At 65.8% G+C, this 23,416-nt stretch carries 24 protein-coding genes; 12 read left to right on the forward strand and 12 right to left on the reverse strand.

The window, feature by feature from the left end:
- The first annotated feature begins 23 nt into the window (after positions 1-23).
- The 4 genes from AB3G45_RS07395 to AB3G45_RS07410 all read left to right on the forward strand — a co-directional run bounded on the left by AB3G45_RS07395 (position 24) and on the right by AB3G45_RS07410 (position 5,926).
- A complete protein-coding gene (locus tag AB3G45_RS07395; RefSeq protein WP_367829971.1) occupies positions 24-1,385 on the forward strand; it encodes an ammonium transporter in 1,362 nt (453 codons plus the stop codon).
- A gap of 196 nt (positions 1,386-1,581) precedes the next feature.
- Positions 1,582-4,239: a DNA translocase FtsK gene (locus tag AB3G45_RS07400; protein ID WP_367829972.1), complete on the forward strand. Its 2,658-nt coding sequence runs from the start codon at positions 1,582-1,584 to the stop codon at positions 4,237-4,239.
- A gap of 130 nt (positions 4,240-4,369) precedes the next feature.
- Positions 4,370-5,026, forward strand: coding sequence for an outer membrane lipoprotein carrier protein LolA (locus tag AB3G45_RS07405; protein WP_367829973.1), 657 nt, complete (start codon positions 4,370-4,372; stop codon positions 5,024-5,026).
- Positions 5,027-5,119: 93 nt separating this feature from the next.
- Entirely contained in the window at positions 5,120-5,926 is an 807-nt protein-coding gene (locus tag AB3G45_RS07410; RefSeq protein ID WP_367829974.1) for an exodeoxyribonuclease III, read from the forward strand.
- 62 nt (positions 5,927-5,988) lie between these two features.
- Here the strand turns inward: AB3G45_RS07410 and AB3G45_RS07415 are convergent, their stop codons facing one another.
- Both AB3G45_RS07415 and AB3G45_RS07420 read right to left on the reverse strand, forming a co-directional pair.
- Entirely contained in the window at positions 5,989-6,444 is a 456-nt protein-coding gene (locus AB3G45_RS07415; RefSeq protein WP_367829975.1) for a cyclic nucleotide-binding domain-containing protein, read from the reverse strand.
- Between the two features lie 31 nt (positions 6,445-6,475).
- The gene (locus AB3G45_RS07420) at positions 6,476-7,159 is read right to left on the reverse strand and encodes a response regulator transcription factor (RefSeq protein ID WP_367829976.1); all 684 of its coding nucleotides are present in this window, start codon (positions 7,157-7,159) and stop codon (positions 6,476-6,478) included.
- A 109-nt stretch (positions 7,160-7,268) separates the two neighbouring features.
- Here AB3G45_RS07420 and AB3G45_RS07425 point away from each other — a divergent pair, with 109 nt between their 5' ends.
- Together AB3G45_RS07425 and AB3G45_RS07430 are read left to right on the forward strand one after the other, a co-directional pair.
- Positions 7,269-7,814 carry a L,D-transpeptidase gene (locus AB3G45_RS07425; protein ID WP_367829977.1) on the forward strand — a complete coding sequence of 182 codons (546 nt, stop codon included), beginning with the start codon at positions 7,269-7,271 and terminating at the stop codon, positions 7,812-7,814.
- Positions 7,815-7,945: 131 nt separating this feature from the next.
- Positions 7,946-8,776 (forward strand): aldo/keto reductase, encoded by an 831-nt coding sequence (locus tag AB3G45_RS07430; protein ID WP_367829978.1) that lies wholly within the window; start codon positions 7,946-7,948, stop codon positions 8,774-8,776.
- Positions 8,777-8,975: 199 nt separating this feature from the next.
- On the opposite strand, the gene AB3G45_RS07435 is transcribed toward AB3G45_RS07430, so the two are convergent.
- The 5 genes from AB3G45_RS07435 to rplS all read right to left on the reverse strand — a co-directional run bounded on the left by AB3G45_RS07435 (position 8,976) and on the right by rplS (position 13,494).
- Positions 8,976-9,488, reverse strand: coding sequence for a histidine phosphatase family protein (locus AB3G45_RS07435; RefSeq protein ID WP_367829979.1), 513 nt, complete (start codon positions 9,486-9,488; stop codon positions 8,976-8,978).
- A 65-nt stretch (positions 9,489-9,553) separates the two neighbouring features.
- Entirely contained in the window at positions 9,554-10,963 is a 1,410-nt protein-coding gene (leuC, locus tag AB3G45_RS07440) for a 3-isopropylmalate dehydratase large subunit (RefSeq protein WP_367829980.1), read from the reverse strand.
- Positions 10,964-11,211: 248 nt separating this feature from the next.
- Entirely contained in the window at positions 11,212-12,015 is an 804-nt protein-coding gene (locus AB3G45_RS07445) for an amino acid ABC transporter permease (RefSeq protein ID WP_367829981.1), read from the reverse strand.
- Between the two features lie 9 nt (positions 12,016-12,024).
- Positions 12,025-12,822: a transporter substrate-binding domain-containing protein gene (locus AB3G45_RS07450; RefSeq protein WP_367829982.1), complete on the reverse strand. Its 798-nt coding sequence runs from the start codon at positions 12,820-12,822 to the stop codon at positions 12,025-12,027.
- A 153-nt stretch (positions 12,823-12,975) separates the two neighbouring features.
- On the reverse strand, positions 12,976-13,494 hold the full coding sequence (gene rplS, locus AB3G45_RS07455) for a 50S ribosomal protein L19 (RefSeq protein WP_367829983.1): 519 nt from the start codon (positions 13,492-13,494) through the stop codon (positions 12,976-12,978).
- Positions 13,495-13,797: 303 nt separating this feature from the next.
- Between rplS and AB3G45_RS07460 the strand changes: the two genes are divergently transcribed.
- On the forward strand, positions 13,798-14,544 hold the full coding sequence (locus AB3G45_RS07460) for a sulfite exporter TauE/SafE family protein (RefSeq protein WP_367829984.1): 747 nt from the start codon (positions 13,798-13,800) through the stop codon (positions 14,542-14,544).
- Here the strand turns inward: AB3G45_RS07460 and trmD are convergent.
- From trmD to ffh, 5 genes are all read right to left on the reverse strand, one after another.
- A complete protein-coding gene (gene trmD, locus AB3G45_RS07465) occupies positions 14,526-15,221 on the reverse strand; it encodes a tRNA (guanosine(37)-N1)-methyltransferase TrmD (RefSeq protein WP_367829985.1) in 696 nt (231 codons plus the stop codon). The genes AB3G45_RS07460 and trmD overlap by 19 nt on opposite strands.
- 1 nt (position 15,222) lies before the next feature.
- Positions 15,223-15,801, reverse strand: a complete 579-nt coding sequence (gene rimM / locus AB3G45_RS07470; RefSeq protein WP_367829986.1) for a ribosome maturation factor RimM — start codon at positions 15,799-15,801, stop codon at positions 15,223-15,225.
- 115 nt (positions 15,802-15,916) lie between these two features.
- Positions 15,917-16,282 carry a 30S ribosomal protein S16 gene (gene rpsP, locus AB3G45_RS07475; RefSeq protein WP_367829987.1) on the reverse strand — a complete coding sequence of 122 codons (366 nt, stop codon included), beginning with the start codon at positions 16,280-16,282 and terminating at the stop codon, positions 15,917-15,919.
- A gap of 37 nt (positions 16,283-16,319) precedes the next feature.
- Complete coding sequence (locus tag AB3G45_RS07480) at positions 16,320-16,643, reverse strand: chorismate mutase (protein WP_367829988.1); 324 nt, start codon at positions 16,641-16,643, stop codon at positions 16,320-16,322.
- A gap of 11 nt (positions 16,644-16,654) precedes the next feature.
- On the reverse strand, positions 16,655-18,199 hold the full coding sequence (ffh, locus tag AB3G45_RS07485; protein ID WP_367829989.1) for a signal recognition particle protein: 1,545 nt from the start codon (positions 18,197-18,199) through the stop codon (positions 16,655-16,657).
- Positions 18,200-18,513: 314 nt separating this feature from the next.
- On the opposite strand from ffh, the gene dapF reads away from it, so the two are divergent.
- From dapF to AB3G45_RS07510, 5 genes are all read left to right on the forward strand, one after another.
- On the forward strand, positions 18,514-19,413 hold the full coding sequence (dapF, locus tag AB3G45_RS07490) for a diaminopimelate epimerase (protein WP_367829990.1): 900 nt from the start codon (positions 18,514-18,516) through the stop codon (positions 19,411-19,413).
- On the forward strand, positions 19,410-20,687 hold the full coding sequence (mtaB, locus tag AB3G45_RS07495; RefSeq protein ID WP_367829991.1) for a tRNA (N(6)-L-threonylcarbamoyladenosine(37)-C(2))-methylthiotransferase MtaB: 1,278 nt from the start codon (positions 19,410-19,412) through the stop codon (positions 20,685-20,687). Before dapF ends, mtaB begins: the two co-directional genes overlap by 4 nt.
- 14 nt (positions 20,688-20,701) lie before the next feature.
- Positions 20,702-22,210, forward strand: a complete 1,509-nt coding sequence (ftsY, locus tag AB3G45_RS07500; RefSeq protein WP_367829992.1) for a signal recognition particle-docking protein FtsY — start codon at positions 20,702-20,704, stop codon at positions 22,208-22,210.
- Positions 22,207-22,857 (forward strand): septation protein A, encoded by a 651-nt coding sequence (locus AB3G45_RS07505; RefSeq protein ID WP_367829993.1) that lies wholly within the window; start codon positions 22,207-22,209, stop codon positions 22,855-22,857. The genes ftsY and AB3G45_RS07505 overlap by 4 nt, the downstream gene beginning before the upstream one ends.
- Positions 22,858-23,140: 283 nt before the next feature.
- Positions 23,141-23,338, forward strand: a complete 198-nt coding sequence (locus AB3G45_RS07510) for a hypothetical protein (protein WP_367833692.1) — start codon at positions 23,141-23,143, stop codon at positions 23,336-23,338.
- Positions 23,339-23,416: the final 78 nt, after the last annotated feature.

Raw genomic sequence — 23,416 nt, forward strand, 5'->3', positions numbered from 1 at the left:
GGCCTATCAGGGAGCATTCTTACATGTTGTCTAATTCGATCCTCAACACATTCGCCCGCGTCGGTGCCGCCGCGGCAGGCCTGCTGGCGCCGGTGACGGCCCTTGCGCAGGAAGCGACGGAAGCGGCAACCGAAGCCGCACCGGCCGCAGCCGAGGCCGCGATCAACTCCGGCGACACCGCCTGGATGCTGACCTCGACCGTTCTCGTCCTCTTCATGATCCTGCCGGGCCTCGCCCTCTTCTACGGCGGCCTCGTGCGCAGCAAGAACATGCTGTCCGTCCTCATGCAATGCCTGGTCGTCTCCGCCGCGATCATGATCGTCTGGGTGGTCTACGGCTACAGCCTCGCCTTCTCCAATGGCGGCGGCTTCAACACCTTCGTCGGCGGCTTCGAGAAGCTGTTCCTTTCCGGCGTGACGCCCGACAGCGTCTCCGGCTCGATCCCGGAATATGTCTTCATCGCCTTCCAGATGACGTTCGCCTGCATCACGCCGGCGCTGATCGTCGGCGCGTTTGCCGAGCGCATCAAGTTCTCCGCCGTCATGCTGTTCTGCATCCTGTGGGTCACCTTCGTCTATTTCCCGATGGCGCACATGGTCTGGTCGGGTGACGGCGCCCTGATGTGGGATTGGGGCGCGATCGATTTCGCAGGCGGCACCGTCGTTCACATCAATGCCGGTGTGGCGGGTCTTGTCGGCGCGATCATGGTCGGCAAGCGCACCGGCTTCGGCAAGGACATGATGGCGCCCCACTCCATGACGCTGACCATGGTCGGCGCCTCCATGCTGTGGGTCGGCTGGTACGGCTTCAACGCCGGCTCGGCCGCCGCCGCTAACGGGGTCGCGGGCCTTGCGATGATCAACACCTTCACCGCCACGGCCGGCGCGGTCGTCGCCTGGTGCGTGATCGAAACCTTCGGCCGCGGCAAGGCGTCGATGCTCGGTGCCGCCTCGGGTGTCATCGCCGGCCTCGTCGCCGTCACGCCGGCCGCCGGTGCCGTTGGCCCGATCGGTGCCATCTTCCTCGGTGCGATCGCCTCGGCGCTCTGCTACTTCTTCGTCTCCGTCGTCAAGAACAAGTTCGGCTATGACGACACCGCGGACGTCTTCGGTGTGCACGGCGTCGGTGGCATCGTCGGCGCCATCGGCTCGGGCATCTTCGCGGCCTCCTCGCTCGGCGGCGTCGGCTATGCCGAAGGCATCGGCATGGGCGGCCAGGTCTGGATCCAGATCAAGTCCGTCATCGTCACCATTCTGTGGTGCGGCATCGGCTCGGCGATCCTCTACAAGATCGTCGACATGATCGTCGGGCTGCGCGTCACCGTTGAAGCCGAGCGCGAAGGCCTCGACCTCTCCTCCCACGGCGAAGCGGCCTACCACTCCTAAGGTTCTGCCGCAGCAACCAGCGCCGCTGGCCCGGATTTCGGTCCGGGCCTCTTTCGTTTACCGCCCGCAAACCATTCGTGGGAGTGCATGGTTAACACGCCATTAAGGCTTCCTTCGTAGGGTTCGCAGTCAGGCACCCACCGCGATTCGGCGGAAACGTGCGATTTCCATTGGCGATGGACCATAGGCTGTGACCATGAGCAGAAGCATTTCGGCAGGACTGGACAACCGTCACGACCGCTTCGTTCTGTCGGCATTCGTCTGGCGGCAGGTGCAGATCCTCCTCGGCATCTGCGTCTTCCTCGGCCTTGCCTTCGCCATCGCCGCGCTCTCCACCTGGAACGTCTCCGACCCCAGTCTCTCCTATGCCTCGGGCGGCGAGCCGGCCAATATCCTCGGCTATTCCGGCGCCGTCTTCGCCGACATCTTCATGCAGGTCTTCGGGCTTGCCAGCGTTATCGCGCTGCTGCCGGTCGTCGCCTGGGGCCTGGCGCTGATCAGCGGCCGGCGCTTCAACCGGGTGCCGCAGCGCGCCGGCGCCTGGCTCGGCGGGGCGATTCTCGCCTCGGCGGCGCTCGCCTGCGTGCCCGCGCCGGTCACCTGGCCGCTGCCGACCGGGCTCGGCGGCGTCTTCGGCGACATGATCCTGCGTTTTCCCGCGCTCTTTACCGGGGCCTATCCGACCGGCCTCTTCGCCAGCATCCTCGGCGGTATCATCGCCCTTCCGGCCGCCTGGCTGATGGTCTTTTCCGCCGGCCTGATCGGCACCGTCGCAATCGACGACGAGGAGGATTTCGCCCCCGTCCCGACGCCGAGCCGCGCGCGCACCATCGCCGAGGAAGAGGACGACGACGAGCGGGAAGGCCCGCTCACCGTGCTTGCCGGGGCCATGACCCATGCCTGGTATACCGGCCAGGCGCGGTTCCGCCGCCTGTTCGGTCTCGCCGGCCCGCGCCGCAGGGCGCGCGGCATCGAGCAACCCTATGATTTCAACGAGGACGAGTTCGGCACGCTGAACGAACCGGCCCGCGCCCGTACGCCGTCGCGCTCCGCCGATCGTGTCGAGCCCTCCCTCGACGGCCGCCGCGTCGTCGTCGCCGCGCCGATGGCGGGCGACGATGATCACGACGACCTGCCCTTCGACATGGACGGGCCGATCGCCCGCCCGAGCGGCATCCTGCCGGACGACGACATGGACGACATCGCCGCCGACTGGGCGCCGCGCCGCGCGCCGGCCCGCCAGCCCATGCCGCCGACGACCGCCCGCATCGTGCCCGCCGCCGGCCGGCCGAAGCCCGGCCAGCGCATCGAGCGCGAGGCGCAGACCTCTTTCGTCGGCTCGGACAGCTTCGCGCTGCCGCCGATCCACCTGCTCGCCGAGCCGAAGGGCCAGGTGCGCGACATGACCCTTTCGGCCGACGCGCTGGAGCAGAACGCCCGCATGCTGGAAGGCGTGCTGGAGGATTTCGGCGTCAAGGGCGAGATCATCCATGTCCGCCCCGGCCCGGTCGTCACGCTCTACGAGCTGGAGCCGGCCCCCGGCATCAAGTCCTCCCGCGTCATCGGCCTTGCCGACGATATCGCCCGCTCGATGAGCGCGATCGCCGCCCGCGTCGCCGTCGTGCCGGGCCGCAACGCCATCGGCATCGAACTGCCGAACCAGAGCCGCGAGACGGTGTTCCTGCGCGAACTCATCGCCAGCCGCGATTTCGAGACATCGAAAGCCAAGCTCGCCATGGCGCTCGGCAAGACGATCGGCGGCGAGCCGGTCATCTCCGACATCGCCAAGATGCCGCACCTGCTCGTTGCCGGCACCACCGGCTCGGGCAAGTCCGTCGCCATCAACACCATGATCCTGTCGCTGCTCTATAGGCTGAAGCCGGAACAGTGCCGCCTGATCATGATCGATCCGAAAATGCTGGAACTCTCCGTCTATGACGGCATCCCGCACCTGCTCTCCCCCGTCGTCACCGATCCCAAGAAGGCCGTCGTGGCGCTGAAGTGGACGGTGCGCGAGATGGAGGAGCGCTACAAGAAGATGTCGAAGATCGGCGTGCGCAACATCGACGGCTTCAACAGCCGCGTCGAGCAGGCGCTGGCCAAGGGCGAACAGATCAGCCGCACCGTGCAGACCGGCTTCGACCGCCAGACCGGCGAGGCGATGTACGAGACGGAGGAATTCGACCTCCAGCCGATGCCCTATATCGTCGTCATCATCGACGAGATGGCCGACCTGATGATGGTGGCGGGCAAGGATATCGAAGGCGCCGTGCAGCGGCTCGCCCAGATGGCGCGCGCCGCCGGCATCCATGTCATCATGGCGACGCAGCGTCCGTCCGTGGACGTCATCACCGGCACGATCAAGGCGAACTTCCCGACGCGCATCTCCTTCCAGGTGACGTCGAAGATCGACAGCCGCACCATTCTCGGCGAGCAGGGTGCCGAACAGCTTCTCGGCATGGGCGACATGCTCTACATGGCCGGCGGCGGGCGCATCCAGCGCGTGCACGGCCCGTTCGTCTCGGACGGCGAGGTGGAGGCTGTCGTCGCGCATCTGAAGACGCAGGGCGCGCCGCAATATCTCGACGCGATCACCGAGGACGACGACGATGACGGCGAGGGCGGCAACGGCCCGGCCGGCACCGCCAATCTCGACGATTCGGACGACCCCTACGACCAGGCGGTGGCCGTGGTGCTGCGCGACGGCAAGGCGTCGACCTCCTACATCCAGCGCCGCCTCGGCATCGGCTACAACCGCGCCGCCTCGCTGATCGAGCGCATGGAGAAGGAAGGGCTGATCGGCCCTGCCAACCACGCCGGCAAGCGCGAGATCCTCGTGCCGACGGAGGAGTGAGATTTTCGGGACGTTGAACGGGGAACGGGGCGCCTTTTGCGGCGTTTCGGCCGGCAAGTCTCGGGTCAGGGCCGAACGCCATTATGGCGCCGCGTTTGGCCCGCATGAAGAACGCATGAAGGAGACCGACATGATCCGATCGGAAAACGGCCGTGCGAGCGGAATGCTGACGCGCCGCGGCTTCACCGGCCTGATGGCCTTCACGCTCCTGGCCGGCCTTTCGGCGTTCGCGCCCACCGACGCCTCGGCGCAGGCGAGCGCCGCCGCGCAGAAGATCGCCGATCACTTCGCCTCGGTGAAGACGATGATGGGCGAGTTCGTGCAGTTCGGCCCGCGCGGCGAGCAGACCGGCGGCAAGTTCTACATCGACCGTCCCGGCAAGATCCGCTTCAACTACGAGGAACCCTCGCCGATGCGCGTCATTGCCGACGGCAAGGCCGTCGTCATCGGCAACCGCAAGCTGAAGACCTGGGATCTCTATCCGCTCTCCAAGACACCGCTCAACCTCCTGCTTGGGGAGAAGATCGACCTCTCCGCCAAGATGGTGCGCAGCGTCAAGGAAGAGGCGGACCTGACGACGATCGTGCTCGGCGACCGGAACATGTTCGGTGATTCGACCATCACCATGATGTTCGACCCCAAGACCTACGACCTGCGCCAGTGGACGATCACCGACGCACAGGGCAAGGATACCTCCGTCATGATCTTCAACGTCAGGACCGGCGTGAAGCTCGACGACAAGGTTTTCTCCATTCCCTACGACGAAGTGCGCAACAAGGGCGGTTAATTCGGGCCGGAACCGTTTCCGTTTCGCCCTTCATGCGCTAAGACGCCCCGACCGGCCCGTGAAAACGGGCCGGATGTTTTTGAGGGCGACGGCATGGCACTTTCGATTGCGACCTGGAACATCAACTCCGTGCGGCTGCGCATGCCGCTCGTCGAGCATTTCCTGAAGACCTTCTCGCCGGACATCCTGTGCCTGCAGGAAACCAAGTGCCCGAACGACCTCTTTCCTTCCAAGCCGTTGAAGGCGCTGGGCTACGAGCATATCGTCGTGCATGGCCAGAAGGGCTATCACGGCGTGGCCACCGTCTCCCGCCTGCCGCTGACCGAGATCGTCGAGCGGCGCGACTATTGCGGCGTCGGCGATGCGCGCCATGTTTCGGTGCTCTTCCACCATCGCAGCAAATCGATCCGCCTGCACAATTTCTATGTGCCGGCCGGCGGCGACGAGCCGGACCGCGCGATCAACCCGAAATTCGGCCACAAGCTCGATTTCATCGAGGAGATGAAGCTGCTGCACGCCGAGGCCGAGGCCGGCATTTCCTCGATCCTCGTCGGCGACCTCAACATCGCCCCGCTGGAGCATGACGTCTGGTCGCACAAGCAGCTCCTGAAGATCGTCAGCCACACGCCGATCGAGACGGAGGGCCTGATCGACGTCATGACCAAGGGCGCCTGGGTCGATCTCATGCGCCGCAAGGTGCCGGCCCATGAGAAGCTCTATACCTGGTGGAGCTACCGCTCGGCCGACTGGGTCGCCGCCAACAAGGGACGCCGCCTCGACCACATCTGGTCCTCCGCCGACCTCGCGCCGCATCTCGGCAACATCGCGGTCATCCGCGAGGCCCGCGGCTGGGAACGGCCGTCCGACCATGTGCCGGTGATCGCGGAATTCGATTTTTAAGGGGTTTGCCCCTCATCCTCTCCCCGCAAGCGGGATGAGGGGCGAGACTGCAGTTGCCTGCCTCAGGCAAACCGCCCGGCAAGCCCCCGCATCGAACTGATCATCGCCGCGAGATTTTCGCGAATGCGCGCGTCCACGAGCACGGCGACGTCGGGATATTCCTCCAGCATGCGGCGGAAGAGCGGGCGGTTGATGCGGATGACCTCGCTGTCCTCCATCGCCATTGCCGTGTACTTGCGCTCGACGGCGGAGATCATTGCAAGTTCCGAAAGCAGCGTGCCGGCGCCGGCCGTGCCCTCGTCCCGCGTCGTCCCGTCGCGCAGCGTCGAGCTCAGCCGGAACGCTCCACAGGCGACGACGAAGCCGCAATCGGCCGAGGTGCCCTCGCGAAACAGCGTCTGCCCCTCGACAAGCCGGCGGCGCTCGGCGCCGAAGGCCATCAGCCGAAGCTTGTCGTCGGCAAGGTCCGCGAAGAGCGGCACGCGGGATAAAAGGGCGATGTCGTCGCTGAGGCCCACGGTCGGCGTCCCCCAAAAGCAATGCGTGAAATTACGGTACGATCTTGTAGCCGCCGTTCTCTGTCACGAGAATCTCCGCATTGGAAGGGTCCCGCTCGATCTTCTGGCGCAGTCGATAGACATGGGTCTCCAGCGTGTGGGTCGTGACGCCGGAATTGTAGCCCCAGACCTCCTCCAGCAGCACGTCGCGCGTCACCACCTTCTGATCGGCGCGATAGAGGTAGCGGATGATCGCCGCCTCCTTCTCCGTCAGGCGGATCTTCTGGCCGTTTTCCAGCGTCAGCAGCTTCTGGCCGGGCTTGAACGTATAGGGGCCGACGGTGAAGGTGGCGTCCTCGCTGCTCTCGTGCTGGCGAAGCTGCGCGCGGATGCGCGCGAGCAGCACGGCGAAGCGGAAGGGCTTCGTCACATAGTCGTTGGCGCCGGCCTCAAGGCCCAGGATCGTGTCCGAATCGGTGTCATGCCCGGTCAGCATGATGATCGGCGCCTTGAAGCCGCCCTTGCGCAGCAGCTTGACGGCCTCGCGCCCGTCCATGTCCGGCAGGCCGACATCCATGATCAGGAGGTCGATCTGATTGGCCCGGGCGGTCTGGATGCCCTTGGCGGCGGTGGTTTCCTCGAGCGTCGAGAATTCCTCGTAGAGCGAAAGTTGCTCGACGAGCGTCTCGCGCAGGTCGTTGTCGTCATCGACAAGAAGGATCGTGCGGGATGTCATGCTTTACCTCTCGGCATTCCTCTGGAAAGTAAGGGAATTGGGACTTTTGGCAAGCCCGCCCATGGTTTAGCCAATGAGGCCCCGCAAGGCGCGAATATGGCGGAGCGACATGAGCCGGATCACATCTCATGAACATTGCGTGAAGACGATCCTGGTGCGACCGGCGCCGGGCAGGAAGAGCCGCGCCATCGTCCAGGTCGGCCCTCTGCGCCTGCCCGCCGCCATCGGCCGTACCGGGCGGACGAGCCGCAAGCGGGAAGGCGACGGGGCGACGCCGATCGCCGCCATGCCACTTCTTTCGGGTTTCCTGCGCGGCGACCGACTGTCCCGGCCGCAAAGCGCCCTGCCGTTCCGGCGCATCCGGCCCGCCATGCTGTGGTGCGACGAGCCGAAGCATCCGTCCTACAACCGGCTCGTCCGCGCGCCCTTCACGCCGAGCCATGAGGAGATGCGGCGCGAGGACGGACTCTACGATATCTGCCTCGTGCTCGACTGGAACGTGACCGCGCGCCGCCGCAATGCCGGCTCGGCGATCTTCTTCCACCTCATCCGTCCCGGCTATGAACCGACGGCCGGCTGCATCGCCCTAGCGCGGCGCGACATGCTGCGCATCCTGCTCCATCTGCGGCGCGGCACCGTCGTGCGGGTGCTTTAGGGATTTTGCCGGCGGCGGGCTGAAATGCTGCGCTGCGGAACCTATATCAGCCTCGACCGTCGCCGGGCTTCAAGGCGCCACGGGAAACCCGTCCGGGTTCAAGCACGCCATTTTTTCACGGAGATATTCTGATGAGCGATCAACCGACAATCCTGTTTCACGACGGCAACAGCATTCCCCAGGTGGGCCTCGGCGTCTGGCAGACCCCGAACGACACGGCCGTGACCGCGGTCAAGGTGGCGCTCGGCGCGGGCTACCGCCATATCGATACGGCCGCGATCTATGAGAACGAAGCGGGCGTCGGCGAGGGCATCCGCGCCTCCGGCGTCGCCCGTTCGGAGATCTTCCTGACGACGAAGCTCTGGAATGCCGACCAGGGCTACGAGGCGACGTTAAAAGCCTTCGACGCCAGCCTGAAGCGGCTCGGCACCGACTATGTCGACCTTTATCTCATCCACTGGCCGGCGCCGAAGCGCGACCAGTATGTCGATAGCTGGAAGGCCTTCGTCCAGCTCCAGAAGGAAGGCCGCGCCCGCTCGATCGGCGTGTCCAACTTCTATCCGGAACACCTGCAGCGCCTGATCGACGAGACCGGCGTCACCCCGGTCATCAACCAGATCGAGCTGCATCCGGATTTCCCCCAGAAAGAGGCGCGCGCCTATCACGACAAGCACCGGATCGTCACGCAGTCCTGGAGCCCGCTCGGCCAGGGCACGCTCCTGGAGAACGCCGTCGTCGGCAAGGTCGCGGCAAAGCACGATCGCACGCCGGCACAGGTCATCACCCGCTGGCATATAGACAACGGGCTGGTGGTGATCCCCAAATCCGTGACGCCGTCGCGCATCGAGGAGAACTTCAAGGTGTTCGACTTCAAGCTCGACGCCGAGGACATGGCGACCTTTGCGAGCCTGGAGAAGGACGGCAAGCGTATCGGGCCGGATCCGATGACGGCGACGTTCTGATCGTCTGCCTGCGCTCGGTGGTCGTTTGCCGGCTGCCCCGAAGACCGCAGACCCCATCTCCGTCATGGTCGGGCTTGACCCGACCATCCATGTCGCTTGTGCAGAGCGGTTTTGGATCCTCGGGTCAAGCCCGAGGATGACGTGGTGGCTGGGATACTAGGCTGCCCACAGGGCAACCGATTCAGCCGTCATGATCTGCCTAAGACAGCATCCTAGGCGTAATGAAACGCTCTAGTTGGCCCTCGCCGGGCGCAACCTCATTCCATCGAGCCGTCGCAAGGGCGATCACCGCCAGCCCTGCCGTCGGATATTTCGTCCTCATCCGCGCCAGCGCCGTCGCCTCGCCCGTCGGTGCGAGCAAGGCTGCGACATCCTCGAAACCCGGATTGTGGCCGATGACCAGCAGCGTCTCGCTCTCCTCCGGTGCTTGCCGGATCGCTGCGAGGATGGCCGCCGGTTCGGCCTCGTAGATCGACGCCACCGTGCGGGACGGGCAGGGCTTTGCGAGGGCCGGCGAGACGAGGGCCCAGGTTTCCTGTGTGCGCCGGGCGGAGGAGACCAGCGCGAAATCCGGGGCGAGGCCCTCGGACGCGATATGGGCGCCCATGCGGGGTGCGTCGCGACGGCCGCGGTCGCCGAGCGGGCGGTCGTGGTCCTCGACGCCTTCCGGCCAGGCGGATTTGGCGTGACGCAGCAGCAGGAGGCGTTTCATGGGGATTCCTCAAATGAAAAAGGCCGGGAGCATGCTCCCGGCCTTCTGTCATGATCGTGCCGTGATCAGTTCCAGTCGCGGATATCGACGAAGTGGCCGGCGATCGCGGCGGCGGCGGCCATGGCGGGCGAGACGAGATGTGTGCGGCCCTTGAAGCCCTGGCGGCCCTCGAAGTTGCGGTTCGAGGTGGAGGCGCAGCGCTCGCCCGGCTTCAGGCGGTCGTCGTTCATGGCAAGGCACATGGAGCAGCCCGGCTCGCGCCAGTCGAAACCGGCTTCCTTGAAGATCGCGTCGAGGCCTTCGGCTTCCGCCTGCTCCTTCACGAGGCCGGAGCCGGGGACGATCATGGCGCTGACGGTGGAGGCGACTTGTCTGCCCTCGACGACGGCGGCGACGGCGCGCAGGTCCTCGATGCGGCCGTTGGTGCACGAGCCGATGAAGACGCGGTCGATGGCGATATCGGTGATCTTCGTGCCCGGCTTCAGGCCCATATAGTCGAGCGCGCGCCACTTGGAGGAGCGCTTGGTCTCGTCGTCGATATCGTCCGGGTTCGGCACGACGCCCTCGACGGAGACGACGTCTTCCGGCGAGGAGCCCCAGGAGACGATCGGCGGCAGGTTGGCGGCGTCGAGCACGACGACCCGGTCGAAATGCGCGCCCTCTTCCGTGTAGAGCGTCTTCCAGTAGTCGATCGCCATTTCCAGCGCCTTGCCCTTGGGCGCGCGCGGCTTGTCCTTGATGTAGTCGAAGGTGGTCTCGTCCGGCGCGATGAGGCCGGCGCGGGCGCCGCCCTCGATCGTCATGTTGCAGATCGTCATGCGGCCTTCCATCGAGAGCGCACGGATCGCCTCGCCGGCGAACTCGATGACGTGGCCGGTGCCGCCGGCCGTGCCGATCTCGCCGATGATGGCGAGGATGATGTCCTTGGCCGTCACGCCTTCGGGAAGCTTCCCGTCGACGCGCACCAGCATGTTCTTCGCCTTCTTCTGGATCAGCGTCTGGGTGGCGAGGACATGCTCCACCTCGGAGGTGCCGATGCCGTGCGCCAGCGCGCCGAAAGCGCCATGCGTGGAGGTGTGGCTGTCACCGCAGACGATGGTCATGCCCGGCAGGGTGAAGCCCTGCTCGGGGCCGACGATGTGCACGATGCCCTGGCGGACGTCCTTTTCGGAATAGTATTCCACGCCGAAATCGGCGGCGTTCTTCGCGAGCGCCTCGACCTGGATGCGGCTTTCCTCGTTCTTGATGCCCTGGTGGCGATCCGGCGAGGTGGGAACGTTGTGGTCGACGACGGCGAGCGTCTTTTCCGGCGCGCGCACCTTGCGGCCGGTCATGCGCAGGCCTTCGAAGGCCTGCGGCGACGTCACTTCGTGAACGAGGTGACGGTCGATGTAGAGAAGACAGGTTCCGTCTTCCTGGCGGTTGACGATGTGGTCGTCGAAAATCTTGTCATAGAGGGTACGGGGTGCGCTCATGGCTCTTCATCCGTCTGGGCATGTTGCGGGATACTGGAAATCGGCAGCGCAAGGCTGCGGGATCGCAAGCGATCAGGATAGGCGGCTGATAAGCGCCCCGAAAACACGCGCAAAGAAGCGTGCCGGCAGGCGCTTGTGATCCTGCAGCACGACGACATGCTTTTCCGTGCATCCGAACTTGGATTCCATGCCCCGCATATAACGATTTTTTGACGGTCCGGCAAGTTGATGCATGACGGGACGCCAGGTCACCCTCGCAGGCGCCGCTCCAGTGCCCGAAGGGCCAGGGAAAGGCCGATGGTCAGGATGAGATAGACATAGGCGACGATGGAATAGGTCTCGAAGAAGCGGAAGGAACCGGAGGCGTAGACCTTGCCCATCTGGGTGATGTCGGCGACGCCGAGCACGGAGACGAGGGACGAGTCCTTCACCATCGCCACGAAATCGTTGCCGAGCGGCGGCAGGATGACGCGCACGGCCTGCGGAAAGACGACGAGCCGGAAGCGCTGGAAGCGCGACAGGCCGAGCGCCTTCGCCGCCTCGATCTGCCCCTTGTCGACCGACTGGATGCCCGCGCGGAAAACCTCGGCGATGAAGGCGGAATAGCCGATCATCAGCGCGATGATCGCCCGCCACATCAGCGAGAGGTCGCGCACCTGCACCGGTTCCATATAGCCGGCGGCAAGGAGCGGACCGATGACGAAATTGATCACCGCCACCAGCGCGGGGGCGCCGACGAAGGCGATGTAGAAGAGCAGGACAAGCACCGGCACGCCACGGATCACCTCCGTGTAGAAGCGCGCGATTTGGCGCAGCGCCTTGCTTCCGGAGAGCGCCATCAGCGCGATGCCAAGACCGAGAAGGGTGGCGAGCAGGAAGGCGACGAGGGTCACGAAGATCGTCACCCACAGCCCCTTCAGCACGACGCCGAAAACCTGCCTGTAGAGATCGTTGGCGATGATGACGCCGGCAAGCGCCAGCGCGACGACGCCGAGGGCGATCAACCACCAGGGATAGTCGCCCTTCGCCGTATCAGGAGAACCGGGAGCCATGCGCGCCCGCTACTGACCCATCTTGTAATCGAGGAACCATTTCTTGTTGAGGTCTTCCAGCGTGCCGTCGGCCTTCAGCGCCGCAATGGCCGCGTTGACCGGCGCGACGAGGTCGGAGCCCTTCGGGAAGATGAAGCCGAAATCCTCGGTGCCGAGCGGCCCGCCGACCACCTTGAGCTTGCCGCCGGAGGCATCGACATAGCCCTTGGCGGCGACGCTGTCGGTGAGCACGAGATCGACGTCGCCCGCCTGCAGCGCCTGCACGGTCGCGCCGAAGGTCTCGAACAGCTTTATGCGCGGGTTCTGTTCGTTGCCGTCAAGGATTTCGTAGACGGCCGTGTAGAAGGGCGAGGTGCCCGGCTGGGCGGCAATCAGGCCGTCCGCCAGCGCCGCGAAGGACTTCGCGTCGTTGAAGCGCTCCTCGTCGCCGCGCACCAGCATGAACTGCTGCGAGCGCATGTAGGGATCGGAGAAGTCGACCTTCTCCTTGCGGTCGTCCTTGATGGTGATGCCGGTCATGCCGATATTGTACTGGTTGTCGGAGACCGCCTGGATCATCGTGTCCCAGCTGGCGTTCTGGTACTCGACCTTGACGTTCAGCCGCCTGGCGATCTCGTTCATGGCGTCATATTCCCAGCCAATCTGCTCGCCGGACTTCGGATCGACGAACTGCAGCGGCGGATAGGCGTTTTCCGTGACCACGACGACGGTCTTGCCGCCAAGGTCGGGCAGGTCGGCCGCAAGGGCGACGGCGGGCATGAGGGCGGCGGCGGCAAGGCCTGCAAGGACGGCGCGGCGGGAAAACATCGAGATATGCTCCTGAAATCGTGGCGGCGGAACAGTGTCACAGGTTCAGGGAGGGAGGCAAGCACAGCGCTTGCGTGCACACGCCTTTCCGCGAAACAAAAAAGCCGCCGGCCCGGGGGCCGACGGCTTTCCTGAATCGATGCGGCTGCCGGATTATTCGGCCGCGGCTTCCGCGGCCTTTGCGGCTTCGGCAGCTTCTGCTGCGGCCTTTTCAGCGGCAAGCGCCTGGGCGGCTGCGACCTTCTCGGCTTCGAGACGTGCCTTTTCCTCGACAATGGCCTGGCGCTCGGCGTCGTTCAGCTTGCGGGCGCGCGTGCCGGTGTTCTCGACGATACGGGCCGACTTGCCGCGACGATCGCGCAGGTAGTAGAGCTTGGCGCGACGGACCTTGCCGCGGCGGACGATCTCGACGCTTTCGACGAGCGGCGAGTAAACCGGGAAGACGCGCTCGACGCCTTCGCCGTAGGAGATCTTGCGAACGGTGAAGCTCTCGTTGATGCCGCCGCCGGAACGGGCGATGCAGACGCCTTCATAGGCCTGCACGCGGGTGCGCGTACCTTCCGTGACGCGCACGTTGACGCGGACGGTATCGCCCGGGGAGAATTCCGGGAGGGTGCGCTTGGCTTCGATCTTCGCGGCCTGTTCGGCTTCGAGCTGCTGGATGATGTTCATCGGTCTAACCTTCGTGGTTCTTCTGAAACAGCCAGAGCGCTCGACGGTTACCTTATGGCCATGGCCTTCAAGGTTAGTCCGTTGCCGGACGGAGCGGATTCGCCATTCTTTGATTGCAGGTCGGCGGGAGGTAATCCCAAATCCGTGCGGGCCAATACACCAATCGAACCGGCTTGTCATCCCCGCGGCGAAAGAATCCGCGCCGGAACGGCGGTTTTTCGGGCCTTGCCGGTCCGCCGGCGCCACGCTATCACCCTTTGCGGAGTAGGGCCGCTCATTTCAGCGGCCGCGGGTGGAAAGATCATGACGCTTGCCGATGCCGTTCTGCTGTTCGTCGCCGGGTTCCTGTCCGGCGTGGTCAATGCCATTGCCGGCGGCGGCACCTTCCTCACCTTCGGCGCGATGACACTGACCGGCCTGCCGCCGATCGTCGCCAATGCCACGTCCTCGATCACCCAGTTTCCCGGCTATGTCACCTCCTCTCTCGCCTATGCGAAGGAGATCAGGGCGGACTGGCGCGAGGCCTTGCTGCTCGGCGCGCTTTCGCTGGTCGGCGGGCTTGCCGGCGCGCTGCTGCTGCTGTCGCTTTCCAACCCGTCCTTCCGGGCGCTGGTGCCCTGGCTGCTGCTCGCGGCGACCGCCATCTTCGCCGCCGGGCCCTACCTGAAGCCGAAGACGCTGAGCGCGGAAAAGCCGGTCACGCCGCTCGGCCTTGCCGGCCAGTTCGTCACCTCGATCTATGGCGGCTTCTTCGGCGCCGGCATGGGCATTATGACGCTCGCCGTGCTCGGCCTCACCAAGGGCGGCGACTACCACCGCCTGAATGCGCTGAAGAACTTCCTCGCCGTGGTGATCGCCGGCATGGCGATCGTCGTCTTCGCCAGCGGCAACGTGGTCGGCTGGCCGCAGGCGGCCGTCATGGTGCCGGCGGCCGCGCTCGGCGGCTGGTCCGGCGTCTGGGCGGCGCGGCGCGTGCCGCAGCCCGTCATCCGCGGCCTGGTGGTCGCGGTCGGCATAGCGCTGACGGTCTACTATTTCGTGACGGGCTGAGCGGCGAGAAGGTCCGGCCGGCGCTCGCGCGTCAGCTTCTTCGCCTCCTCGCGCCGCCATGTCTCGATGGCCGCGTGATGGCCGGAGGTGAGCACGCCGGGAATCTCCATGCCCTCCCAAACCTGCGGGCGGGTATAGTGCGGATGCTCCAGCAGGCCGCCTTCGAAGCTTTCGTGTTCGCCCGAGAGCGCGTTGCCCATGACGCCCGGCAGGATGCGTACCACGGCGTCGAGCAGGATCATCGCCGCCGGTTCGCCGCCGGAAAGGATGTAGTCGCCGATCGAGACCTCTTCGAGCCCGCGTCCGTCGATGACGCGCTGGTCGACCCCTTCGAAACGGCCGCAGACGATGATGGCGCCGTCGCCGGCCGCCAGCTCGCGCACGCGGGCCTGCGTCAGCGGACGCCCGCGCGGGCTCATCAGCAGGCGCGGGCGGTCGTCGCCTTCGCAGGCGTGGTCGATGGCGCGGGCGAGCACATCCGGCTTCAGCACCATGCCGGCGCCGCCGCCGGCCGGCGTGTCGTCCACCGTGCGGTGGCGGTCGGTGGTGAAATCGCGAATCTGCACGCAGTCGAGCGTCCAGTCGCCGCGGGCAAGCGCCTTGCCGGAGAGCGACTGGCCGAGAAGGCCGGGAAACATCTCCGGATAGAGCGTCAGGATGGTGGCGCGGAAACCCACGTCATTCCCCGCCGTCTTCTTGCGGCGGACGGCGGCGCCGGCTGCCCGGGCCGTCGTTCTCCTCCTCTTCCAGGCCGGCGGCGACGGCGTCGATCAGAAGGCGCCCGCCTTCGAGGTCGATCTCCAGCACGGCCGCCTCGGAGAAGGGAATGAGCACGGGCCGCTTGCCCGGCCCCTTGAGTTCGAGAAGGTCGCCGGCGCCGAAATCGAAGATGCCCGTCACCTTGCCGTGGCTGCGGCCGGTGGTGTCGACCGCTTCCAGGCCTTCGAGGTCGGCATAGAAGAACTCGTCCTCGTCCAGCTCCTCGTCCGGCAGGTTGTCGCGTTCGATATAGAGGTCGGTGCCGGTGAGCGCCTCGGCGGCATTGCGGTCGTTGATGCCGCGCAGGCGCACGACGACGACATTCTTCGCCTCGCGCACTTCGAGCACCTCGAAGGACCGGCCGTCCTCGGTATGGAGATGGCCATAGTCGCCGATCGCCGTCGGGTCGATCGTGTAGGATTTCACGCGGACCTCGCCGCGCAGGCCCTGTGCCGCACCGACGGTGCCCATGAGGACGGGATTTTCCAGTTTCGCCATGGTTCGGTTCCGTGTGTATGGGACGCCTAGGCTTTATTACGTTCGCGCCACGGCTCCAAATGAAAACGGGCGGCATGAAACACGCCGCCCGCTCGCGAAAGGGTCTTGCGAAGGATTATTCGCCAGCGGCGGCAGCAGCGGCGTCTTCTTCCTTCTGCTTCTTCTCGGCAGCGCGCTCGAGGGCCTTCTTGCCCGGCTTTGCCTTGTCCGGGTTGTTGCGGGCTTCGCGCTTGAGGACGCCAGCCTCATCGAGGAAGCGGCTGACGCGGTCGGTCGGCTGGGCGCCCTTGGCGAGCCATTCCTTGGCGCGGTCGGCGTCGATCTGGACGCGGTTTGCGTCGTCCTTGCCCAGCATCGGGTTCCAGGAACCGAGCTTTTCCAGGAAGCGGCCGTCGCGCGGCGAGCGGGCGTCGGCAACGACGATCTGGTAGTACGGGCGCTTCTTGGAGCCACCGCGGGCGAGACGGATTTTCAGGGACATTTTTTTCTCCTTAGATGTGGTGAATCCGCGTTTCGGTTTACGCGGACGTGTGGTTTGCACCGCTGTGTTCAGCGGCAATGGCTTCATGGTGCCGGATCACCTCGCGGATGATGAAGTTCAGGAACTTCTCCGCGAAATCCGGATCCAGATTGGCGTCCTTCGCCAGGCGGCGAAGGCGCTCGATCTGGTATTCCTCGCGCGCCGGGTCGGCCGGCGGCAGGTCATGCGTCGCCTTCAGCACGCCCACCGCCTGGGTGCAGCGGAAGCGCTCGGCGAGCATATGCACAAGGGCAGCGTCGATATTATCGATCGACTGCCGGTATTCCCCCAATTGCTGCTTGACCTTCGGATCGATCGTCATGCCTCAATTCCTCACTTCTTCTTCGGCAGGCCCGGAAGGCCGCCGCCGAGGCCGGGCAGGCGAAGACCGCCGCCGCCGAGGCCCGGCAGGCCGCCCGGCTTGATGCCGGCCGCTTCCGCCTGCTTGGCGAGCGCTTCGAGCTGCTTCGGGTCCATCTTCGAAAGATCGGGCATGCCGCCCATGCCGCCGCCCCCCAGACCGCCAAGCCCCATCTTGCCGGCAAGACCGCCCATCATCTGCTTCATCATGCCGCCCTTCTTGCCGCCCATCATCTTCATCATGTCGGCCATCTGGCGGTGCATCTTCAGAAGCTTGTTGATGTCGGCCGCATCGGTGCCGGAGCCGGCCGCGATGCGCTTCTTGCGGGAATGCTTGAGCATGTCGGGGTTGGCGCGCTCGGCCTTGGTCATCGAATTGATGATGGCGATCTGGCGGCCGAAGAGCTTGTCGTCGAGGCCGGCGGCGGACATCTTGTCCTTCATGCCGGCCATGCCGGGCATCAGCCCCATGATGCCGCCCATGCCGCCCATCTTCTGCATCTGGCGAAGCTGGTCGGCGAGGTCGTTGAGGTCGAACTTGCCCTTGGCCATCTTGGCGGCCATGGCGGCCGCCTTCTCGGCGTCGATATTTTCAGCGGCCTTCTCGACCAGCGAGACGATGTCGCCCATGCCGAGGATGCGGTCGGCGACGCGGCGGGGATGGAATTCCTCCAGCTCGCCCATCTTCTCGCCGACGCCGATCAGCTTGATCGGCTTGCCGGTGACGGCGCGCATGGAAAGCGCCGCGCCGCCGCGGCCGTCGCCGTCCATGCGGGTGAGCACGAGGCCGGTGATGCCGACGCGGTCGTCGAAATTGCGGGCGAGGTTGACGGCGTCCTGGCCGGTCAGCGCGTCGGCGACGAGCAGGATCTCGTGCGGATCGGACTTCCGCTTGATCTCCGCCATCTCGATCATCAGCGGCTCGTCGATATGGGTGCGGCCGGCGGTATCGAGGATGACGACGTCATGGCCGCCGAGCTTTGCGGCCTGCACGGCGCGTGCGGCGATATCGGTCGGCGACTGGCCGGCGACGATCGGCAAGGTATCGATGCCGGCCTGGACGCCGAGCTGGCGCAACTGCTCCTGCGCGGCCGGGCGGCGCGTGTCGAGCGAGGCCATCAGGACCTTCTTCTTGTCACGCGTCTTCAGCCGGTTGGCGATCTTGCCCGAGGTGGTGGTCTTGCCCGAGCCCTGGAGGCCCACCATCATGATGACGACGGGGGCGGCTGCATTCAGGTCGATCGACACGCCCTCGGAGCCGAGCATGGAGATCAGCTCGTCATGCACGAGCTTCACGACCATCTGGCCGGGCTTGATCGACTTCAGGATTTCCGCGCCGACGGCCTTTTCGCGCACGGCATCGGTGAAGGAGCGCACCACTTCCAGCGCCACGTCCGCTTCGAGAAGCGCACGGCGGACCTCGCGTAGCGCCGCCGAGACATCGGCCTCGGAAAGCGCGCCACGGCCTGTCAGTCCATTCAGAATGGAGCCAAGGCGGTCCTGGAGTGTTTCAAACATCACGTCTTCCTTCTTGTTTCCGCGTCAGGCGGAAACATCGGTGCCATCCGCGCCAAAAACAAGACGCAAAGCCGAAAAGCACCCGAGGGCGCATCGCGCTGTCGGGTGTTGACCTCCGGGATCTGTTTATACCTTTGACGGGTCCCAGTCGGCGGCTGCAAGTATCGTTACTTGTCGCAGATGGCGCGGCTTAAACAGCATTGGGCCTGGAAAGTCAAGGATCGGAAGAGAGCGTCTGGTAATTGCGACCCTTATGCGCCATATACGCGCGGTAAAGATGCGCCTTCGATGCGCGTGAAATACGGAACATCGCCATGGCAGCAGACGTGCAATTCGCCCGCATGAACGGGCTCGGCAACATGATCCTCGTCGTCGATATGCGCGGCCGCGGTGATGGCGTGACGCCGGGCGCGGCGATCGCGCTCAACGCCGATCCCGCCACCCGCTTCGACCAGATCATGGCGATCCACGACCCCAGGATCGACGGCACCGACGCCTTCATCGACATCCTCAATTGCGACGGCACCAAGGCGCAGGCCTGCGGCAACGGCACGCGCTGCGTCGTGCAGGCGCTGGCCACTGAGACCGGCCGCAAGGCCTTCACCTTCCAGACCGTCGCCGGCATCCTCAACGCGGTGGAGCACGCGGACGGTACGATCTCCGTCGACATGGGCAGGCCGGTCTTCGAATGGAACCGCATCCCGCTTGCCGAAGAGTTCTACGACACGAGCCGCATCGAACTCCAGATCGGGCCGATCGACGATCCGGTCCTGCACTCGCCCTCGGCCATGTCGATGGGCAATCCGCATGCGATCTTCTGGATCGACCGCGACCCCATGACCTTCGATCTCGACCGTTTCGGTCCGCTTCTCGAAAATCATCCGATGTTCCCGGAAAAGGCAAACATCACCCTGGCGCAGGTGACCTCGCCGACGTCGATGACGACGCGCACCTGGGAGCGCGGCGCGGGCCTGACGCTTGCCTGCGGCTCCGCCGCCTGCTCGGCGGGCGTTTCCGGCGCGCGCACGGGCCGCACGGGCCGCACGGTGGCGATCACCGTCGCCAGCAGCCCGAACCGCGGCGTGCTGACGATCGAATGGCGCGACGACGACCATGTGGTCATGACGGGGCCTGCCGAATGGGAATGGTCGGGCATGCTCGATCCCGTCACCGGCGCCTATCGCCGCGACGAAGCCGGGGCGACGGCCCTTTGAGCGGCGTCGCGGTCATAACCTTCGGCTGTCGGCTCAACACCTACGAATCGGAAGTGATGCGCACGGAAGCCGAGAAGGCGGGGCTGAACAATGCCGTCCTGGTCAATACCTGCGCCGTGACGGGCGAGGCCGTGCGACAGGCACGCCAGGCGATCCGCCGGGCGCGGCGCGACAATCCGCACGCGCGCATCATCGTCACCGGCTGCGCGGCGCAGACGGAGAAGCGCACCTTTGCCGACATGCCGGAAGTCGATGCCGTGCTCGGCAACGAGGAGAAGCTGAAAAGCGCCTCCTATCGCGCGCTGCCGGATTTCGGCGTCTCGGCGGAAGAGAAGCTGCGCGTCAACGACATCATGAGCGTGCGTGAGACCGCGCCGCAGATGGTCAGGCTGATCGACGGCCATGTGCGCGCCTTCGTGCAGGTGCAGAACGGCTGCGACCATCGCTGCACCTTCTGCATCATCCCCTATGGCCGCGGCAATTCCCGCTCCGTGCCGATGGGCGCCGTCGTCGACCAGGCGCGCAAGCTCACCGAGAGCGGCTATTGCGAGATCGTGCTGACGGGCATCGACGCCACCAGCTACGGCGCGGACCTGCCGGGTCGGCCGAGCCTCGGATATCTCGCAAAGGTGCTGCTGAGGCAGGTGCCGGAGATCCGGCGCCTCCGCCTCTCCTCGATCGACAGCATCGAGGCGGACGATCACCTCTGGGACCTGATCGCCGGCGAGCCGCGCTTCATGCCCCATCTGCACCTCTCGCTCCAGCACGGCGACGATCTGATCCTGAAACGCATGAAGCGCCGCCATTCCGGCGCCGATGCGCGGGCCTTCTGCACGCGCGTGCGCGATCTTCGTCCGGATGCCAGCTTCGGCGCGGACATGATCGCCGGCTTTCCGACTGAGACGGAGGAGATGTTCGCCAATGCCGCGCGGCTTGCGGAAGACTGCGGTATCGCGCATCTGCATGTCTTCCCCTACAGCCCGCGTCCCGGCACGCCGGCCGCCCGCATGCCGCAGCTCGACCGGGCGCTCGTCAAGGAGCGCGCCGGGCGCCTGCGCGCGACGGGAAAGCGGCTCGCCGAGGCCCATCTCGCCTCCATGGTCGGGAAGCGGGAAATGATCCTCGTCGAGAACAACGGCCTCGCCCATACGGAAAACTTCACGCTCGTCGATGCCGCGGGGCTGAAACCCCGCGACCTTGTGCCGGTCACGATCACCGGCCACAATGGCAGGCACCTGACGATGCGGCCCGAAACCGCCCTCTCGCATAACTAGCGGACACATCCTTCATGGCCCTCGGCTTCATCAAGAAGATCTTCACCTTCGGAAAAGACACCGCCCCCGAGCCGAAGCCGGAGGCGGAAGCACCGGCCGTCGCGCCGAAGGCTGCCGAAGCCGCGCCCGAAGCGGTTGCGGAAAGCCCGGAGCCTGCCGTCGTTAAGGAGCGGGACGCGCTGCTCGACGCGGCGGAGGCCGCCAATCCCGAAGCCGCCCAGCATGTGCCTGACGAGGCCGAGCCCGATATCTATCCGCTGCCGCATGCCCCGGAGCTGCCCGTGGCGGAAGACCCGGTCGCGCCCGCCGAGATGGAGACCGCCGGCGGCCCCGCGGATGACGCGCCGACGCCCGGGGCGGTGGAGGATGCCGTCGAGGCAGAACCCGTCGCTCCCGTCGAGGAGATCGTCGAGACCGAGCCGGTCGCGGCGCAAGAGGTTGAACAGCCGGAAGACACGATCGCCCCGGTCGAGGAAACGACGCCCGCCGAGGTGGAGGACCCGGTTCTCGAAGAGGCGATCCGCAGCGAGGCACCGGCCCTGCCGAAGGGGTTTGCGACGGCCGCGCGCGAACCGGTCGCCGAAGCCCCGGCGCCGCAGGCCAGGCGCACCTGGTTCCAGCGCCTGCGCGACGGCCTGTCGCGCACCTCCTCGCAGCTCACCGGCCAGATCACCAGCCTCTTCACCAAGCGCAAGCTCGACGACGACACGTTGCAGGATCTTGAAGACCTCTTGATCCAGGCCGATCTCGGCGTAGAGACGGCGCTGCGCATCACCGATACGCTCGCCTCCGAGCGCTACGGCAAGGACGTCACCGGCGCGGACGTCTCGCGCATCATGGCGAGCGAGATCACCAAGGTCCTCGACCCCGTCGCCAGGCCGCTGGCGCTCGATCTCAACCACAAGCCGCACGTCATCCTCGTCGTGGGCGTCAACGGCACCGGCAAGACGACGACGATCGGCAAGCTCGCGGCAAAACTTTCCGGCGCGGGCCTGAAGGTGATGATGGCGGCGGGCGACACGTTCCGCGCGGCGGCCATCGAGCAGCTCAAGATCTGGGCGGAGCGCACCGGCTCCGATATCGTCTCCTCGAAGCTCGGCGCCGATGCCGCGGGCCTTGCCTATGAGGCCTACGAGCGGGCGAAGGAAAAGAAGAGCGACGTCCTGATCATCGACACCGCCGGCCGCCTGCAGAACAAGACCGAGCTGATGGCGGAGCTGGAAAAGATCGTGCGCGTGCTCGCCAAGCTCGATCCGGACGCGCCGCACACCGTTCTCCAGACGCTGGATGCGACGACCGGGCAGAACGCCATGAACCAGGTGGAGATTTTCCGCAACGTCGCGGGCGTCTCGGGCCTGATCATGACAAAATTGGACGGTACGGCCCGCGGCGGCATCCTTGTGGCCATCGCGGCCAAGCACAAGCTGCCGGTCTATTTCATCGGCGTCGGGGAGGGGATCGACGATCTCGAACCCTTCGAGGCCAAGGATTTCGCGCAAGCGATCGCAGGAGTCGAAGCATGAGCAAGACAGCACCGGGCGCCCCGGCCAAGGCGGAGGAGACGATCAGCCCGCTCCTCAAGATGGTGCTGGAACTTGGGCCCCTCGTCGTGTTCTTCTTCGCCAATTCGCGCGGCGAATGGCTGGCATCGCATTTTCCCGTGCTGGCCGAAATGGGCGGGCCGATCTTCATCGCCACCGGCCTCTTCATGGCGGCGACGGCCATCGCGCTCGTCGTCTCCTGGGTCCTGACGCGCACCCTGCCGATGATGCCGCTGATCTCCGGCGTCGTCGTCTTCGTCTTCGGCGCGCTGACGCTCTGGCTGCAGAACGATACCTTCATCAAGATGAAGCCGACCATCGTCAACACGCTGTTCGGCGCGATCCTCCTCGGCGGGCTTCTCTTCGGCAAGTCGCTGCTCGGCTATGTCTTCCACGCCGCCTTCAAGCTCACCGACGAGGGCTGGCGCAAGCTGACGCTGCGCTGGGGCCTGTTCTTCCTCTTTCTCGCCGTGCTCAACGAGGTCGTCTGGCGCTCCTTCTCGACGGATTTCTGGGTGGCCTTCAAGGTCTGGGGCACCATGCCCATCACCATTCTCTTCACGCTGTCGCAGATGCCGTTGATCATGCGCCACTCCGTCGAGCAGCCAGAAGAGGACAAGGCGTCCTGAGGGCCGTCATCGTCCCGTCACCGGACTGACATGCCCGCGACCGATGGTCTGCCCGTCGATTCGCGGGCTTGGCCGCAGGTGGCATGGCGATTGTTCCCGAGACGCTGACGCGGCGCTCGCGTTCCCTACTATGCGCGGCGCCATGGTGCCCCGGTCTTTTCCCACGGCGTGCAGTCCGGCGATGTCGATTGTTCCTCCGGCATGGTCTGGGCGCGGGTGGACCGGCGCCATCCGGAAAAGGAGATCGGCGTCTACGAGGTGCGCCCGGCGCGCCTTCCACGAGATGACGCCGATCCGCTATTTCCCACCGAGCCCGGGCGGATCTTCCGCAAGGTCGCCTAACCTGCCGCCCTCGGCCGGCCTGCAGTTCTTCGGTCTCGTCGATATCAGCGGGACGAGCGAGGAGATGACGGTGCGCCTGATGGACCGGGAAGACCGGGAACTCTGGAACGTCACGCTGCCGCCGGTGCGCGCCGCGTGAGGCCGGCCTCTGCGCAAGGCGGGCAACAGAGTTGCGCCCCGCCCCTTTCGCATTTGCGGAAAAACATGTAAGAGCCCG

Source organism: Shinella sp. S4-D37 (genome assembly GCF_040812195.1).
Lineage (GTDB): Bacteria > Pseudomonadota > Alphaproteobacteria > Rhizobiales > Rhizobiaceae > Shinella.